This window comes from Gordonia sp. L191 (assembly GCF_030077625.1).
Taxonomy (GTDB): Bacteria; Actinomycetota; Actinomycetes; order Mycobacteriales; family Mycobacteriaceae; genus Gordonia; species Gordonia polyisoprenivorans_A.
This window is the reverse complement of the sequence record NZ_CP125996.1, coordinates 1,197,409-1,212,581: the sequence shown is the minus strand read 5'-3', so window position 1 is coordinate 1,212,581 and position 15,173 is coordinate 1,197,409. Positions and strand designations below refer to the sequence as shown.

Here is a 15,173-nt window from a genome sequence, read left to right as displayed (position 1 = left end):
GAAGAGATCTGAGGACCAGGCTATCCGACACCGTCAGCGGGCCGCGGGGCGTGGGCGTCGAGGGCCGCGTGCCACGCCACCGGGCGCCCCTCCCCCCGGGCAGATCACTCCTTGGACAGGTCGGGACCTCCGGACGCCGCGGCACCGGCGGCGACGGTGTCGACGCCCTCGACCTCGCCGCGTTCACGTTTGCCGACCATCGAGTGGCGCATGCCGTACAGGAAGTAGACGGCCACCCCGATCACCATCCAGATGACGAACCGAATCCAGGTCAGTGCCGACAGATTCAGCATCAACCAGATGCAGGCCAGGATGGCCAGGACCGGGATGATCGGTCCGCCGGGAACGGTGAAGCCGCGATCGAGATCCGGCCGGGTGCGGCGCAGGATCATCACGCCCGCCGCCACGACGATGAACGCGAACAGCGTCCCGACGTTGACCATCTCCTCCAGTTTGTCGATCGGGAAGAAGCCGGCGACGATGAACACCACCAGTCCGATCAGCAGGGTGAGCCGGGCCGGGGTACCGAAACGCGGATGCGTCTTGGCCAGACCGCGGGGCAGCAGCCCGTCGCGGCACATCGCGAACAACACCCGCGACTGGCCGAGCATCAGGACCATCACGACGGTCGTCAGACCGGCGAGAGCGCCGATGGCAATGGTCTTCTCCGCCCACGTCACCCCGTTGAGCGCGAACGCCGTGGCCAGGTTCTTGGGTTTGCCGTCACCGGCGCTGGTGGCGAGCTGGGTGTAGCTGACCATTCCGGTCACCACGATGGTCACCAGGACGTAGAGGACGGTGACGATCGCCAGCGATCCGAGGATTCCGCGGGGAACGTCGCGGCGCGGGTTACGGGTTTCCTCGGCGGTGGTGGCGACCACGTCGAATCCGATGAACGCGAAGAAGACGATCGATGCCGCCGCCAGCACGCCGTACCAGCCGTAGGAGCTCTCGCCGCCGCCGGTGATCAACGAGAACAGCGACGAGTCGACCGACTTCTCGGCACCGGCACCGCTTTCCGAGGGCGGGATGAAGGGGCTGAAGTTGGCGGACTTGACGTAGAAGAACCCGACGACGATCACCAGCAGCACCACGGCCACCTTGATGGCCGTGATGACGGCGCTGACCCGCGAGGAGAGTTTGGTGCCGAGTACCAGCAGTGCGGTCACCACGGCGACGATGATCATCGCTCCCCAGTCGATCGTCACCGACCCGACATCGGCTGTGCCGCCGGAAAATCCGAACACGCTGCCCAGGTAGGACGACCAGCCCTTGGACACCACCGAGGCGCCCACCGCGAACTCCAGGATCAGATCCCAGCCGAGAATCCACGCGAGGAACTCGCCGAAGGTCGCATAGCCGAAGGTGTACGCCGATCCGGCGACCGGCACGGTCGAGGCGAATTCGGCGTAACACAGGGCGGCCAGGGCACAGGCGATGGCGGCCATGATGAATGACAGTGAGATGGCCGGGCCGGCCTTGTTGCCCGCGGTGGTCGCGGTGATGGTGAAGATACCTGCTCCGATGACCACCGACACCCCGAAGACCATCAGGTCCCATGAGGTCAGGTTCTTGCGCAGTTGGTGTCCGGGCTCGTCGGTGTCGGCCATCGATTGCTCGACGGACTTGACCCGGGTCAGCGGGTTGGCCATTCGCCTCGACCTCTCTTTGTTGGTGCAGCCGTGTGCGGTTCGAGCCGATCGGCGAGAACGACCACCACGGTGCCGACTGGTTGCGGTGGGCTAGACGCTAATCGACGCGATCACGACTTACCGGGATTTCGGTGCGGATCGGGCCGGCGGATCGCTGCGGTCGATGTCGGGTTCGAGGTAGATGATGCGGGCCTGCGGTACCGCGACACGCACCCTGGTCTCGGCGGCGTCGATGGTTCGGGCCACGGTCTGCAGGTCGGCGTTCGGCGGCATCGCGATCTTCGCGGCCACCAGCATCTCCTCCGGGCCGAGGTACTGGGTCTTGATGTGGATGACACGGTCGACGCCGTCGGTGGCGAGCGCTGCCATGATCGCGGACTCCTCGGATTCGGTGGCGCCCTCCCCGATCAGCAGGCTCTTCATCTCCACGATGAGCACGATCGCGATGACCCCCAGCAACACCCCGATGCAGACCGTCCCGATGCCGTCCCAGATCGCATCCCCGGTCGCCATCGTCAAGCCGACGCCGCCGAGGGCGAGGACGAGACCGATGAGGGCTCCGCTGTCCTCGAGCAGGACGACGGGCAGTTCGGGGTTGCGCGAGTTGCGGATGAACCGCCACCAGCTCGCCGACCCCTTCAACGGCCGCGACTCGCGGAATGCGGTGGCGAAGCTGTAGCTCTCCAGGCAGATCGCGACGAGCAGGATGACAACCGCGACGAGCGGCGACTCGAGCCCGTGATCGTGGGCGTGAATGATCTTCTCGACACCCTCGTAGAGCGCGAAAAGCGAACCGAGAGCGAAGATCACGAGCGCGACGATGAACGAGTAGAAGTATCGGTCGCGTCCGTACCCGAAAGGATGCAGCCGATCGGCCCGGCGGGCGGCTCGTCGTTGCCCGAGTAGCAATAGACCCTGGTTGGCGGTGTCGGCGACCGAGTGCACGCCCTCGGCGAGCATCGACGACGAGCCGGTGACGGCGAAACCGACGAACTTGGCGATCGCTATACCGGCATTGGCGGCCAGAGCGGCGACGATCGCTTTCTTGGAACCTTCGGCGGACACGAGCTGATCCTCCCATTCGCCGGGAACCCGGCACGACGTGCGAACATCGCGAACTCTAGGGCATCACCGCCCGCGGTGACACCACCATCGACACGGCCGAGATCACCGGCGCCGACGGGCACCTTCGGTGCCGGAGCCCCCGCGGCACCGAAGGTGTGGCCCGGGCCGGTCTCGGAGGGCTAGACCAGCCCGCCGAAGCCGCGTGCGATCGAGGTGTCGGTCTCGTTCATCACCGTCCGCGCATTGGTGACGCCGCGCTGGATGCCGAGCAGCTGGTCGCGGGCCTGGGTGAACACGCGGTCCCAGTTCTGCTGGGCGGCGTCGTAGGCCTGCTTCGCATCGGGCGAACGCCAGTTGCCATCGAGCGCGGCGACTTGCGATTTCAGTTGGGACGCCAGTTCTTCGAGGCGGCCGAACTGGGCGTTCAGTCCCCCTTCGAGGTCGCCGAGGGCGCCGAAGTCGTACTTGATTCTCCCGGACATGGGAAGTCCTTTCGGTCAGATGTGGTCGTGATCAGATATGTCGAGCCCGGTAGTGGTCGAGCCCGGTAGTGGTCGAGCCCGGTAGTGGTCGAGCACAGCGGTGGTCGACGAGGTCGGTGGCGGGGTGCGCCGGTGCGACCGGGCCTACAGACGCAGCGGCCCCTCGGCGCCGAAGCCACCCGCGGCCTGAGAATCCTGGTCGTCGTAGCCGCTGAAACCTGCGGTCAGCTGGGTGCGGATGTCGTCGAGCGCGGCGTTGAGCGCCGTCGCCGACGAGTTCCAGTCGGTGTGGATGTTGTCGAATGCGTTGGACGCCCGGCCGTTCCAGCTGGACACGCCCGTCGATGCGGCGGTGGCGATCTGCCTGATCACCCCCTGCATGTCGTCGACGATCTGCGAGACCGATTGTGCTGTGGCCAAGCCTGATTCGACGTCGACGTCAACTGCTCCATCGAGATTCATGGTGCTCCTCCTCATAGATGTCGGCACCGTCGTCGCGATGCCCCCGAAGCGCTGTCCGTGCGGACAGGCGCTGATGTCCCCCGGCGAAGATCTCGATGGGGAAGTCCCGTCGACTCATGGGAACCACCGTTGTCCCGGCAGGGTGTCGATCAACCGGTCCACGGCCGCACCGATCCGATGCCCCGTCCCCGGGGTGATGGTGGTCCACAATCTGTCGTCGGGAGATCTGCTGAGGCCCATCAGAATTCGACCCGCACGCGAGTCGATGATCCCGATGGCCCCAGAAGTCTGGGTGAGAACGCCGTCGGCACGCGAGGTGGCCACGATCTCCCACCGCACGTCGCAGGACAGCAATGCGTCGGCCACCCGGGTGGCGTCGGCGGCCGTGGCGCCCCATGCACGCAGTGCCGCAACAACACCGGGAGCGTCTGCGCAGTGACCGAACCTCTCGGTCAGTTCGCGGGTGGGGACGCTGGTCTCGGTGAAGTCCAGCGCGTCATGCGGGCCGCACATCGCGCGAACGACGCCGGCCAGAGCAGTGGTGTCGCGCACGTCGAGAACGGCGAGCTCGACGTGATCACCTCGGCGCACCGCAAGGACGTGGTCGTGCCCGCGCCGCGCCACGCAGGCACGAACCGTCGAATCGGTGGCGAAACCTCGGATCTCGAGTTCGCGGTCCGGGTGGGCGAGCACCCCGAGCACCGTATCGGCCCACAGCGTGGGGCCGCTGCTGTCGAACAGTCCCGCCTGCGCGATGACGCGGTCCAGGGTGGCGTTGTCCGGATCGTTAAGGTCGCGGGCGATGCCTCGGGTCTCGTCGCGCGCACCGTCGGCCGCCGGTGTCCGGAGATCCAGGACCACGGGCCAGGTGGTGACCCCGCATCGTTGCCCGAGTCGGCGCACCACCGCGATCTCGAGGCGACGGGAATCGGTGGAGGTCACGATCATGGCGTCCTCCCGGTGTCGAGGGTGAGGGTCTGCTCGACGTATCGGGGGTCGAGCGCCGTGCTCGATTGTGCGGCGACCTCCGCCCAGGTTTCCGGAGGGCGTGGGGATGCCTCGGCCTGCCCGGTCTCGACCTGCGCCTGGGTGTCGACGCGGACCACGCGGTCGCCCATCGATGCCGTCGAGGTCATCGGCGCCATGGGCGGCGGTACCGCGGACGGCGCGCCGGGCGTCCCCGATCCCGCCTGACCCGCGCCGGCGGTGGTGGCCGTCGTGGGCGACCCGGTGGGCGCCGCGGCCACCATCGTCGGCGTATACGCGCCCCGGGGAGTCGGCGCCGAGAGCATCGTCGCCGCAACGATTCCCGCGGTCGAGGCGGACCCGTGACCCGCGGTGGCAGCGGTAGCGTGAGCCTGCGGAGGTCGGCTGGGCGCGGTCGTCGGCGGGGTGTCGGGCACCAGTTGTGGTGCGGCGTGGGCAGCTCGCCACGGCTGTGCCAGCGGCTCGGCGGCGGTTTCGTAGGCCTCCATCACCCGCGCCGCGCGCATCCGTTGATCGTGGACCGCGCGTTCGGCATGCGCGGCCGCCCCAGTGGCGATCGGCGCAACCGAGGCGACCACTGCCGCACCGTGGGCGAGTGTGTCGGCGAGGTCGACCTCGGCGGTGCTCGGCATCGCCAGGCGCGCCACCGACACGGCGAGCGACTGCGCCTCGGTCACCGCCGCAGCCTCGGCGGCCTGCGCTGCCATGTCGGTCAGCCATCCGAGGAGACCGGCGAGACGGTCGATGGCTTCGGTGGCTGCGCCGGATTCCCAGTCGGCCCGCAGTCGCGTGAGGACGGCGCCGTATTCGGCTGCGGCCCTGGCGAACTCACCGGCGAACGCACCCCACGCGATCGCGGCGTCGGCGAATGGCGCCGCGCCGGGTCCCTCGACGAGGTCGCTCGCGAGCCGGCGACTGGTACGGGTGTCCCAGAGGACTCCGGTGAATCCGGTCATGCCCACTCCTCTCGGCTGCTCGGTCGGTGGGTCGGTCGGGATGACGGTCTACGGATGGGGTTCGGATGGTCGAGCGGTCGCCGTGTCCGGGGGGCGGTCGTCAGGTCCGCAGGCCGGACGCGGCCTGATCGTCGGCGTCGGCGAGGCCACCGGCGTGGGACCGCAGCATCGCCGCGATGTTGCGCAGTTGTCGGATGCCGGAGGTCGCGTCTTCGGCGAAGCGCCCGGCCACTGCGGTGGCCGACGCCGCGGTGGTCACCGACACCTCGTCTCGACCGGGGGCGTCGACGGCGGCCTCCGGGGCAAGTCGTCCGACCGCTTCTTCCAGGGACAGCGCCAGACGTTCGAGATCAGTGCAGGCCCTGGACAATTCATGCGGATCCACATCAAGATTGCCGCTGGTGGGTGACGGTGTCATCGGATGGCCTCTCTGACGGTGCCGAGAACTGGACTCATCGGGGCGAGAGCGGCCCGGCCGGACCGAGTCGCAATTCGATGTCGGGCGGGGTCTCCGGGTCGGCGTCGGCACCGAGCACTGCGGGAGCGACGTCGGCGACGCCGCCGACCATCTGCCTTCCGTTGTCCTCGGTCACCAGATAGTCCGGAACCTCGTGGGTGTCGTCGGATGCCCCGGCCCCGCGCGCGGCCCCGGCGGCGGCCATGGGCGCCATCGATGCCGGCATCGGGGTGGCGGTCCCCGAAACCGCACGCGCCGCGGAGGCTGGGGTGTAGCTCGCCGGTTCGGTGGCCCCGACGACGGGCATCCCGGAGCGGGCCGCGCCCAGCGGCGCGGTGACCGCCGCACCACCGGCACCGCCACCGCCACGGCCGGCACCACCGGCGCCCGTCGGCATCGCTGCCAGACCGGCCGGGCCGCCGCCGGGCCCGGACGGCCCACCGGCACCATCCTCCGGAGCGACATATGCCGCCGGCCGGACCGCCGTATCGCCGGCGGCCAGCACCTGCTGCAGTGGTGCGGTGAGCATCGAGGGGATCTCGGTGGCCGTGGAGACCACCGGGGACACCGCGTCGAGGATGGTACCGGCCAGGGCGAACGGCGACTGCGCGGCGCCGACTGCGCCGGTGGGCGCATTGGTGACGGCCACCGGCGCTCCGTTCACGGTCATATGGGTTGTCGGAGCCAGCAATTGAGCCCGCGTGGCCGCGACGGCGGCGGTCGCCTCGGACAATCCGAGGCCGGCCAAACTCACCGCGAGGGGCAACGCCGCCGGCCCGGTGAACGAGACGGCCGCGGTGATCTTGGCGATCGTGGCGGCCAGGATGGCCTGTAGCGTTGCCACACCCGCGGCGACGATGCCGGCGGCGGCCTGGATGTCGAAGGACATACCGCTGCCCTGGACTGCAAGCTGCCCACTGTTGACGCTCGCCTCGCCGGTCTTCGCAGCGGCCGACACGGCACTCTGACCACCCCACACCTCGTCGGCGATCTTCAGGGCGGCCTGCGCCATCGACATCGATGACTCGAGCATCGTGGACAGTCCCTGGAAGATGACCGTCGGATCGAAGTCGGCCGCCGACAGGTCGCCGGTCCCGAAGCTGCCGAGCAGATCGGTGATCGGTTTGACGAGCAGGCCGACGTCGATGACCGGTAATGGCGGTAGCCCCGGAAGCGGTGGCAGCGGCGGGAACTCGGGCAGCGGCGGGAGTCCCAACCCTGCCAGCACGTCGCCGACCGGCCGGTCGAGGATCGGTCCGAGCGGTGTCGCCGCGATCATGTCGTTGACCGACATCTCGGTGAGCGCCGGGAACTCGGGCGGCCCGGAGGTGGGCTGCCCGGAGGCGAGAGGTTGACTCACAGCACCGACCGTAGGGTCGCGGCGGAGGTGGCATCGACGGCCTCGAATTCGGCGAGACCGCCGAGCGCGCTCGCGGCCGTCGCCGCATGGACGGCGGCCAGGTTGCCCACCGCGAACAGGTGATTGGCCTGTGCGGCGATGAATGCCGCGAGAAACTCTTGCCCGATCAGTCCGAATACGGGGATCATGACCGCCGTGTTCGCGGCGGCGTTGACCGAGCCGGCCGCCGCCACCGCAGTACCGATCGCGGCGTTGGTCGCCGCGAAGCCCTCGAGGACTTCCGGTGTCACCGTCACATGATTCATGCTCTCCCCCTTGCCATCTCATCTATCGTCAGGTCACTCGTCGCCATGCCATAGACGCCCACCACACTCGTCGACCTCACCGCGACTGCACCAGCTCGGCGAACGACGCGGTGAAGTCCTCGGTCATCACCGCTCGGCGAGCTAATGCTCGTTGGGCGGCGAGCATGGCCGTCGCCACGATCCCGGAGCCGAGGCGAGCACCGCCGAGCTCGCCCGCCCCGTCGGCGAGCCACAACCCCGTCATCGCCCCGGAGCCATCGACCTCCACGGTGATCAGATCGTCGGCAGAGCTCTCCCGGACCCGAATCCGCGCCAGCTCGTCGGAGAAGTCGTGCAGACGGCCCAGTTGAGCTGCCGCACGGGATTCGAGTTCGTCCATCGCCGAGTTCATCGCGCTCACACCGACCTGAGCCAGGACGCGGGCGCATCGGCCTCGTCGTCGTCACGCAACTCGGCATCAGCCAGATCGTCGGGCCTGGGCAGACCGAGCGACTCGACCACCTCCGACGGCGTCCCGGACTCGAGCAGCCGGGCACGCAACCGGATCGCCGATGCCATCGCCGACTGTTGACACAACCGGAGGACGTCGTCGGCCACGACCTGGGGATGTTTACGCAGCTGGGTGTCGTCGATACGCACCGCCAGCGGCAGGCCCGCCGGCGTCGTGATCACCGAGATCGCCCCGTCCCGCGATCGCGCCGAGGATGTCTCCTCGACTCCACCGAAATCCTCGCCGGTCATCGACCCTCCCACGTCGGTTACTCCCTGTATCGCAGCGGCGTCCGTTCCGCCGCCGATGTGCGATGTCATGATTGGACGCAGCGGGACCGGTTCGGGTTCCACTCGATCGGATCTTTTTTCGACCCGTTGCCGGTGACCTCCGCTGACGGTGTTGAGATGATGCCACAGATCACATGCGGTGTCCGGTTTGCGCGTGATGTCTGGGGATAACCCGGGACCGTCGGTACCCGTTAGATGTGCCGGGCCTCGCCCGATGCTCCGTGGTCACCGGGCCCCGACCCGGACTGTTGCTCGGCGTGACGCTCACCATTCACGATCCGACACCCATGGGTACACTGCCGAGCGTGGTGACGTCCGTCCCGCAAAGCAGGCGGACTCATGTCACCGGGAATCACCTTGCAGGGGGAATCGATGACGCACGAGAACAACGGACATCCGGCGGCGATGATGCCCGCAACCCCACCGTGGTTGCAGTTCGGGCCGCCCGGGGACGCACCGCGGACCGGCGAGGCACCGACCGAACCAGCGCACGGAACCGAAGCGCCGGACGAGCCCGTTGCCGGCTTCGGCGCCGACCGGCCACCGATCCCTCCCTCGCCGTCCCCTCCGTCGCCGACGGGCTCCACGGCCCCGGGCGATGCCGCAGCACCCACGAGCGCGGCGCCGGCCGTTCCAGCACCCACCGATGCACCGCCGGAGCACCCCGCGCCGCCGAGTTCCCCCACTCCTGCGACACCGGCGCAGCCTCACCACACGCCGTTTCCCCCGGCAACCGGGTACCAGACACCACCACAGTACGAGGCGCCCCAGCAGCACCAGCACAACCAGTCTGCACCGGCAAACCCCTACGCGCCCAACGGTTTCGACCCGTCCGCGCAGGGGTACGCACCCGGCACCATGCCACCCGGTCCCTACCCGACCGGCCCTCTACCCTCCGGTCCGGTTCCCGGCGCGCCGACGCCACCGCACATGCCGCCGGCCCCATCCGGGTACGCCCCGCCGCCGGACAACGGGTACGCCCCGCCGATGGGATTCGGGTCGCCGCAACAGGGACCGGCCCTCGACGAGGTCGCCCTGCTACGCAAGGCTCGCCGAGCCCCCGCTCGCGGGTGGCGGCGGGCGGTGCACACCATCTCGGCCGGCACCATCAATCCCGGCGACTCCGCCAACGAGATCCGGTATCAGCAGCTGCTCGAGCGGTTGCGCCGACCGGTTCGCGGCGACTATCGCATCGCGGTGCTCTCGCTGAAGGGTGGCGTCGGAAAGACCACCACGACAGTCGGTTTGGGTTCGACCTTCGCCTCGCTGCGCGGCGACCGGGTGATCGCCGTCGACGCCAACCCCGATCTGGGGACACTGGCTCAGCGTGTCCCGCAGCAGACGGCGTCGACGGTGCGCAATCTGCTCTCCGACGACAACGTCTACCGCTACAGCGATGTGCGCGCCCACACCTCACAGGCGCCGTCGCGCCTGGAAGTTCTTGCCTCCGAACGAGATCCGGCGATGGCCGAAGCATTCAGCGAGGACGAATACCGCGGTGTCGTCACCATCCTCCAGCGCTTTTACAACATCATCATCACCGACTGCGGAACCGGCCTGAGCCACTCGGCGATGAACGGCGTGCTCGACCTGGCGAACGCCATCATCTTGGTCTCGTCGCCGGCACTGGACGGCGCCCGCAGCGCCTCGGCCACGCTGGATTGGCTCGAGGCCCACGGATACGGCCACCTGGTGTCACGCGCTGTCGTCGTGCTCAGTTCGTCCCGCCCGGGTTCGTCGACCATCGACACCGACCAATTGGGTCAGCATTTCCTGACGCGATGCCGTGCGGTGCAGACGATCCCGTTCGACGATCATCTCGCCGAGGGCGCCGACGTCGATCTCGAACTCGTCGGCAAGCCCACCCGGCTGGCGTTCGTTGAGCTCGCCGCGACCATCGCCGACGAGTTCGCGCCGACGGTTCGTCGAGAGGAACCGTTCTACGGCTGAACCGGGCCGGACGCAACCCCGGGCACCGGGCCGCAGGCGATGGTCAGTCGGTGTCGGGGTCACCGGTGACGAGCGCCTCTGCGCGCTCGCGGCGGTGCGCCAGCCAACGCCGGGTGATGCCCACGGCCATCGGGATCACGACGGTGAGCATCGAGGCGATGATGAACACCTCGAGATGGTCGCGGATCAACGGCACCTGCCCGAGGAAATAGCCGAGCAGGATCAATCCGTCCGCCCATACGACGCTGCCGAGTAGCGAGAACAGCGTGAACACGCGGTGCGGCATGCCGCTGAACCCGGCGACCAACGGCGTCAGTGTACGAACCACTCCGATGAACCGGCCGAAGAACACCGTCAGCGGGCCGTAGCGCTGGAAGTAGCGATGGGTGCGCTCAACGTACTCGGGTCCCACCGCGCGCATCATCCGGCCCTCGATCACCGATCGGCCCAGACGCCGACCGAGGAAATAGCCACATTGATCGCCGGCCGCCGCGGCCAGCGGTACCACCAGACACAGCCACCACACTTTGGCGAACGGATTCGGCTGTGCGGCAAGCACGCCGGCGGTGAACAGTACCGAGTCGCCGGGGAAGAGGAACCCGATCAGGATGCCGGTCTCGACGAACATGAGCACACACAGGCCGATGACGCCGCCGGTGGCGAGGAACGAGTCGACATCGAAGGGGTTCATCACGGTCCACCCTAGGTGCTGCGAGCACCACCGGCTCCCGCCCGACGGGGTGTCGATGCCCACGTTAACTCGATGCAACATGCTGGGCAGAGCGTGCCCATGTGGGGTTTACTCGGTCGTAAACATGCAGCGCGAATCCACCGCGCTCGACCCCAGCCCGCCGACTCTCACGACGACGTGACCTCTAGGAGCCGACCGTGTCCACCACCCAGCCTCCCCCGACCTCCGGCCGGACGAAGACGGCGGGTTCGTCCACGCCGAATCTGCGGCCCGTCTCCGACACCGAGGTCCGGATCGAATACCACACGATCCACGGCTATCGCCGCGCGTACCGCATCGCCGGTAGCGGTCCGGCACTCCTGCTGATCCACGGCATCGGGGACAACTCCTCGACGTGGGACGAGGTCATCCCGATGCTCGCCCAGCACTACACCGTCATCGCGCCCGACCTCCTCGGCCACGGCCGCTCGGACAAACCGCGCGCGGACTATTCGGTACCGGCATTCGCCAACGGGATGCGCGATCTGCTCGTCGTCCTCGGTGTCACGAAGGTGACCGTCGTCGGTCATTCCCTCGGCGGCGGCGTCGCCATGCAGTTCTGCTACCAGTTCCCCCGGTTCGTCGAGCGGTTGGTGTTGGTGGCCGCCGGCGGTGTGACGCGTGAGGTCAATCCGGCGTTGCGGCTGGTGACGCTCCCGGTGGTCAACGAGGTCCTGACGCTGCTGCGGGTACCCGGAGTGATGCCCGCGCTGCAAGGCGTGGCGAAGGCACTCGTCAGTCTTCCGCACCTTCCCGGTGTGCCGCAGGAGATCTCACCGCGCCGGGCGCTCAACGACCATGAGGATCTGCTGCGCGTACTCGGCGATCTCGCCGATCCGCACGCGCAGGCGGCGTTCCTGCGCACCCTGCGCGCGGTGGTCGACTGGCGTGGTCAGGCGGTGACGATGCTCGATCGCTGCTATCTGACCGAGCGCCTTCCGGTGCTGTTCGTGTGGGGTGAGCTCGATACCGTCATCCCGTACGAGCATGCGCTGATCGGGCATTCGGCGATCCCGCATTCGGAGTTGGCGACGTTCCCCGGCGCCGGTCACTTCCCGTTCCACGACGACCCCGAGCGTTTCGTGCAGGTGATCACCAGCTTCCTCGAGCGCACCCAGCCGGTGGACTTCGATCCGCAGAACTGGCGGCAACTGATGTCCACCGGCGGTGCCCGGCCGGAGGAGTTCGTCGGCGACGAGGACACCGTCGAGGCGGTGCTCGATGCGATCGAGGACGAGCGCAGCGCAACCTGACGTGCGAGCCGGGACGACGTGCGAGCGGGACGAGGTGTCGGTCGGGTGAGCTACGCTCGCCTCCCCAGACGCCCACACCCGTGAGAGCATGATCGGCATGAGCTATCAGCAGTATCCGGGCAACAGCGGTCAGGGTCAGCAGCCATATGGCACAGGCCAGCCGGGCTATGGATCCCAGCCGGGTTACGGATCCCAGCCGTACGGCGCAGTGCCCGGCCAGTCCCCGTATCCCGCCTACGGTGGGGTGCCCGGATATGGCGACTTCAACGTCGACCCGGCGACCGGCGAACCGTTGTCGGACAAGAGCAAGCTGACCGCGGGCCTGCTGCAGCTGTTCCTCGGGGGCTTCGCCGCCGGTCGTTTCTACATCGGCGACATGAAGATCGCCGTGATCCAGTTGTGCGGCAACATCGGCGGATGGCTACTGATGGTCATCGGCGTCGTGATCGCCGGCATCGCGGCGGGCGGCAACTCCGGTGGCGGTGCGGCTTTCGGCGTCATTCTCTTGATCGTCGGCTGGCTGGTGATCGCCGGCGTCGGCATCTGGGTCCTCGTCGACGCCATCATGATGTTCGTCGGCAGCGTCCGCGATCCCCAGGGACGCAAGCTCCGCAGCTGAGCACCGGCCCGTCCCTCGCGCCCGGTCAGGCGTCGAAGGCGAGCGCTGCGGCCACCCGCACCGGCGAGTTTACCTCCCCGTACCCGCGGTATCCCCCGCGTCGGCAGACCACCTCGAAGAACAGATCGTCGGCGATGGTCGGGGTGAAGAAGTGGAAGAACTCGCCTCCGGTTTCGTCGGCGTCGTAGAGGATGTCGTAGCGGCGAAGCGCGTCGATCCGATCGGCGCCGAGATCGAAGCGCGCTCGCAGGTCGTCGTAATAGTTCTCCGGGATCGGCAATGTGATGAGGCCGCGGGAGCGGCACGCGCGGGCGGTGGCGATGATGTCGGCGCAGGCGAATGCCGCATGGGTCAGTCCGCCGCGCCGTCGCAGCGGGCCGCGTCCGTCGAGTCGCGAGGGCACCAGGGAGGCGACGAGACGGATCGGCTCACCGCTCTCGGTTGCCGATGTCAGTGCCTGCGATCGCATCGTCCCGACCGCATCGGGTACGTCGAGCCCCTCCTCGACCGTCATGCCGAACACCGAGCGCAGCAACAACATTGCCGCCTCCCAGTCGGCGGGACTCATGCCGATGCCGATGTGGTCGACCCCGGTGTAGAGCGAGGTGACCGCGGCGGGCTCGCGCGGCACCAGATCGAAATGTCGCTGCCAGGTGCCCGCCGACAGCGCGGGCCGCAGGTCGACGGCGAGGGTGTCGGTGACGTCGAGTCGCACGACCTCCCCTGCGCCCTCGTGCTTCGACGACGGCCCGGGTGCCGCAATCGGTGCGACCGGCACGTCGAACTCTGCGGCTCGTGCCGCCCACGCCTGCGGCTCGGCACTGCGCAAACCGATTTGCGCGATGGTCGGCATGTCGGCCGGCGCACCCGGCGACGTCCAGACGGTGCCGACGGTCGGATCGACAACGACGGCCAGCTCGGCATCGCGGTAAAGCTGCAGGCCGGTGGAGCTGTCGACTCCACTCAGATCGAAGCCGATGGCGCCGAGGACCTCACCGAGCTGCGGCGCCGAGGTCGGTCCGGCCGCGACCCGGATCGACACGACGCCGCCGGTGACGGGCCGTTGTGTCTCGACCTCCGGGTCTTCTTGCGGTGCAGTACCTTCGGATGATCCGGGGCGGCCGGCATCGACGAGCTCCGCGAGGTATCGCAGCGAGCGGTGCGCATCGCGAGCGGTACGTACCGGGTCTGCGTGACGGAAGACGTCGCTGAACACCTCCAACGACCATGGGCCCCGATAGCCCGCCGCGACGACATGCTCGGTGAACGATGCGAGATCGAAGTTGCCCTGACCCGGCAGGCACCGATGATGTCGACTCCACTGCAGCAGATCCATCGCCATCCGCGGGGCATCGGCAAGTTGGAGGAAGAAGATCGAGTCGGCGGGCAGGTCGGCAATTCCGGACGGATCGTCGCCGCGCGACAGGATGTGGAAGCTGTCCAGGCAGGTACCGAGTGCCGGATCATCCACGGCGGCAACGATGGCGGCCGCGTGTCGATAGTCGTTGACGTGATGCCCCCAGGCGAGCGCCTCGAAGGCCAGGCGCTTGCCACGCGTGCCGGCGAGGCGCGCCGCGGTCGCGAGCTGCTCGGCCAGCAGTCCGTCATCACACGCCGCGGACGCCAACGGCGACGAACACACCAGCAGCAGGTCGCAACCCAGGTCGTCCATCACGTCGAACTTGCGCTCGAGGCGAATGAGATTGCGCCGGAAGCGGTCCGGGTCGCGGGAGTCGAGATCGCGGAACGGCTGATAGAGGTCGATGGTCAGTCCGAGATCGGCCGTGGCGCGCGCCAACTCGGCGGGCCGGCCCGGGGCGGCGATCAGATCGGGTTCGAAGATCTCCACCCCGTCGAAGCCGGCGCGGGCAATGGCCTGGAGTTTGTCGCCCAGAGTTCCCGACAGGCACACCGTCGCGATCGACGTTCGGGCGTCGAGCGGCAGTGCCGATCCAGGCGCGTCGTCCACAGCGGTCTGCACGGTGCGGGCCTGCGACATGGGATGGCCTCCTGTGATCCGGGACACGATGAGAGAAATGTACCAGATAGTTCATTGGATCGGCTGTTCACTCGACTGCGTATGAATATTTGGAGCGCCCCCACCTGCATCTATTG

The 15,173-nt window shown here is 68.3% G+C and carries 16 protein-coding genes; 3 read left to right on the top strand and 13 right to left on the bottom strand.

The genetic code is table 11. The features are described from left to right. Nucleotides 1-104: 104 nt before the first annotated feature. From QNM97_RS05350 to QNM97_RS05300, 11 genes are all read right to left on the bottom strand, one after another. Nucleotides 105-1,652, bottom strand: coding sequence for an APC family permease (locus QNM97_RS05350; protein ID WP_208792096.1), 1,548 nt, complete (start codon nucleotides 1,650-1,652; stop codon nucleotides 105-107). A 117-nt stretch (nucleotides 1,653-1,769) separates the two neighbouring features. Continuing rightward, nucleotides 1,770-2,717 (bottom strand): cation diffusion facilitator family transporter, encoded by a 948-nt coding sequence (locus QNM97_RS05345; protein WP_283821897.1) that lies wholly within the window; start codon nucleotides 2,715-2,717, stop codon nucleotides 1,770-1,772. Between the two features lie 179 nt (nucleotides 2,718-2,896). Then, nucleotides 2,897-3,199, bottom strand: a complete 303-nt coding sequence (locus tag QNM97_RS05340) for a WXG100 family type VII secretion target (RefSeq protein WP_208792098.1) — start codon at nucleotides 3,197-3,199, stop codon at nucleotides 2,897-2,899. Between the two features lie 144 nt (nucleotides 3,200-3,343). Next, nucleotides 3,344-3,661, bottom strand: a complete 318-nt coding sequence (locus QNM97_RS05335) for a WXG100 family type VII secretion target (RefSeq protein ID WP_283821896.1) — start codon at nucleotides 3,659-3,661, stop codon at nucleotides 3,344-3,346. A gap of 114 nt (nucleotides 3,662-3,775) precedes the next feature. Next, nucleotides 3,776-4,609 (bottom strand): ESX secretion-associated protein EspG, encoded by an 834-nt coding sequence (locus tag QNM97_RS05330; RefSeq protein ID WP_283821895.1) that lies wholly within the window; start codon nucleotides 4,607-4,609, stop codon nucleotides 3,776-3,778. After that, on the bottom strand, nucleotides 4,606-5,604 hold the full coding sequence (locus tag QNM97_RS05325) for a PPE domain-containing protein (protein WP_283821894.1): 999 nt from the start codon (nucleotides 5,602-5,604) through the stop codon (nucleotides 4,606-4,608). Before QNM97_RS05325 ends, QNM97_RS05330 begins: the two co-directional genes overlap by 4 nt. A 100-nt stretch (nucleotides 5,605-5,704) precedes the next feature. After that, on the bottom strand, nucleotides 5,705-6,022 hold the full coding sequence (locus QNM97_RS05320) for a PE family protein (protein ID WP_283821893.1): 318 nt from the start codon (nucleotides 6,020-6,022) through the stop codon (nucleotides 5,705-5,707). Between the two features lie 34 nt (nucleotides 6,023-6,056). Then, complete coding sequence (locus QNM97_RS05315) at nucleotides 6,057-7,421, bottom strand: hypothetical protein (RefSeq protein WP_283821892.1); 1,365 nt, start codon at nucleotides 7,419-7,421, stop codon at nucleotides 6,057-6,059. Beyond that, nucleotides 7,418-7,726, bottom strand: coding sequence for a type VII secretion target (locus tag QNM97_RS05310; RefSeq protein ID WP_283821891.1), 309 nt, complete (start codon nucleotides 7,724-7,726; stop codon nucleotides 7,418-7,420). Before QNM97_RS05310 ends, QNM97_RS05315 begins: the two co-directional genes overlap by 4 nt. 76 nt (nucleotides 7,727-7,802) lie before the next feature. Next, a complete protein-coding gene (locus QNM97_RS05305; RefSeq protein ID WP_283821890.1) occupies nucleotides 7,803-8,117 on the bottom strand; it encodes a YbaB/EbfC family DNA-binding protein in 315 nt (104 codons plus the stop codon). 5 nt (nucleotides 8,118-8,122) lie between these two features. Beyond that, complete coding sequence (locus tag QNM97_RS05300; RefSeq protein ID WP_283821889.1) at nucleotides 8,123-8,467, bottom strand: hypothetical protein; 345 nt, start codon at nucleotides 8,465-8,467, stop codon at nucleotides 8,123-8,125. Between the two features lie 378 nt (nucleotides 8,468-8,845). Here QNM97_RS05300 and QNM97_RS05295 point away from each other — a divergent pair, with 378 nt between their 5' ends. Next, entirely contained in the window at nucleotides 8,846-10,456 is a 1,611-nt protein-coding gene (locus tag QNM97_RS05295; RefSeq protein WP_283821888.1) for an AAA family ATPase, read from the top strand. 43 nt (nucleotides 10,457-10,499) lie between these two features. Here the strand turns inward: QNM97_RS05295 and QNM97_RS05290 are convergent, their stop codons facing one another. Then, the gene (locus tag QNM97_RS05290; protein WP_283821887.1) at nucleotides 10,500-11,147 is read right to left on the bottom strand and encodes a DedA family protein; all 648 of its coding nucleotides are present in this window, start codon (nucleotides 11,145-11,147) and stop codon (nucleotides 10,500-10,502) included. 197 nt (nucleotides 11,148-11,344) lie between these two features. On the opposite strand from QNM97_RS05290, the gene QNM97_RS05285 reads away from it, so the two are divergent. Further along, the gene (locus QNM97_RS05285; RefSeq protein WP_283821886.1) at nucleotides 11,345-12,439 is read left to right on the top strand and encodes an alpha/beta fold hydrolase; all 1,095 of its coding nucleotides are present in this window, start codon (nucleotides 11,345-11,347) and stop codon (nucleotides 12,437-12,439) included. An 88-nt stretch (nucleotides 12,440-12,527) separates the two neighbouring features. Then, complete coding sequence (locus tag QNM97_RS05280) at nucleotides 12,528-13,058, top strand: TM2 domain-containing protein (protein ID WP_283821885.1); 531 nt, start codon at nucleotides 12,528-12,530, stop codon at nucleotides 13,056-13,058. A 25-nt stretch (nucleotides 13,059-13,083) separates the two neighbouring features. On the opposite strand, the gene QNM97_RS05275 is transcribed toward QNM97_RS05280, so the two are convergent. Then, the gene (locus QNM97_RS05275; protein ID WP_283821884.1) at nucleotides 13,084-15,057 is read right to left on the bottom strand and encodes a sugar phosphate isomerase/epimerase and 4-hydroxyphenylpyruvate domain-containing protein; all 1,974 of its coding nucleotides are present in this window, start codon (nucleotides 15,055-15,057) and stop codon (nucleotides 13,084-13,086) included. Nucleotides 15,058-15,173: the final 116 nt, after the last annotated feature.

Excerpts from the sequence above, each read along its gene's own strand:
- QNM97_RS05350 (WP_208792096.1), bottom strand. The coding sequence starts at position 1,652 with ATGGCCAACCCGCTGACCCGGGTCAAGTCCGTCGAGCAATCGATGGCC.
- QNM97_RS05340 (WP_208792098.1), bottom strand. The coding sequence starts at position 3,199 with ATGTCCGGGAGAATCAAGTACGACTTCGGCGCCCTCGGCGACCTCGAA.
- QNM97_RS05335 (WP_283821896.1), bottom strand. The coding sequence starts at position 3,661 with ATGAATCTCGATGGAGCAGTTGACGTCGACGTCGAATCAGGCTTGGCC.
- QNM97_RS05330 (WP_283821895.1), bottom strand. The coding sequence starts at position 4,609 with ATGATCGTGACCTCCACCGATTCCCGTCGCCTCGAGATCGCGGTGGTG.
- QNM97_RS05325 (WP_283821894.1), bottom strand. The coding sequence starts at position 5,604 with ATGACCGGATTCACCGGAGTCCTCTGGGACACCCGTACCAGTCGCCGG.
- QNM97_RS05320 (WP_283821893.1), bottom strand. The coding sequence starts at position 6,022 with ATGACACCGTCACCCACCAGCGGCAATCTTGATGTGGATCCGCATGAA.
- QNM97_RS05310 (WP_283821891.1), bottom strand. The coding sequence starts at position 7,726 with ATGAATCATGTGACGGTGACACCGGAAGTCCTCGAGGGCTTCGCGGCG.
- QNM97_RS05305 (WP_283821890.1), bottom strand. The coding sequence starts at position 8,117 with ATGAACTCGGCGATGGACGAACTCGAATCCCGTGCGGCAGCTCAACTG.
- QNM97_RS05300 (WP_283821889.1), bottom strand. The coding sequence starts at position 8,467 with ATGACCGGCGAGGATTTCGGTGGAGTCGAGGAGACATCCTCGGCGCGA.
- QNM97_RS05295 (WP_283821888.1), top strand. The coding sequence starts at position 8,846 with ATGTCACCGGGAATCACCTTGCAGGGGGAATCGATGACGCACGAGAAC.
- QNM97_RS05290 (WP_283821887.1), bottom strand. The coding sequence starts at position 11,147 with ATGAACCCCTTCGATGTCGACTCGTTCCTCGCCACCGGCGGCGTCATC.
- QNM97_RS05280 (WP_283821885.1), top strand. The coding sequence starts at position 12,528 with ATGATCGGCATGAGCTATCAGCAGTATCCGGGCAACAGCGGTCAGGGT.
- QNM97_RS05275 (WP_283821884.1), bottom strand. The coding sequence starts at position 15,057 with ATGTCGCAGGCCCGCACCGTGCAGACCGCTGTGGACGACGCGCCTGGA.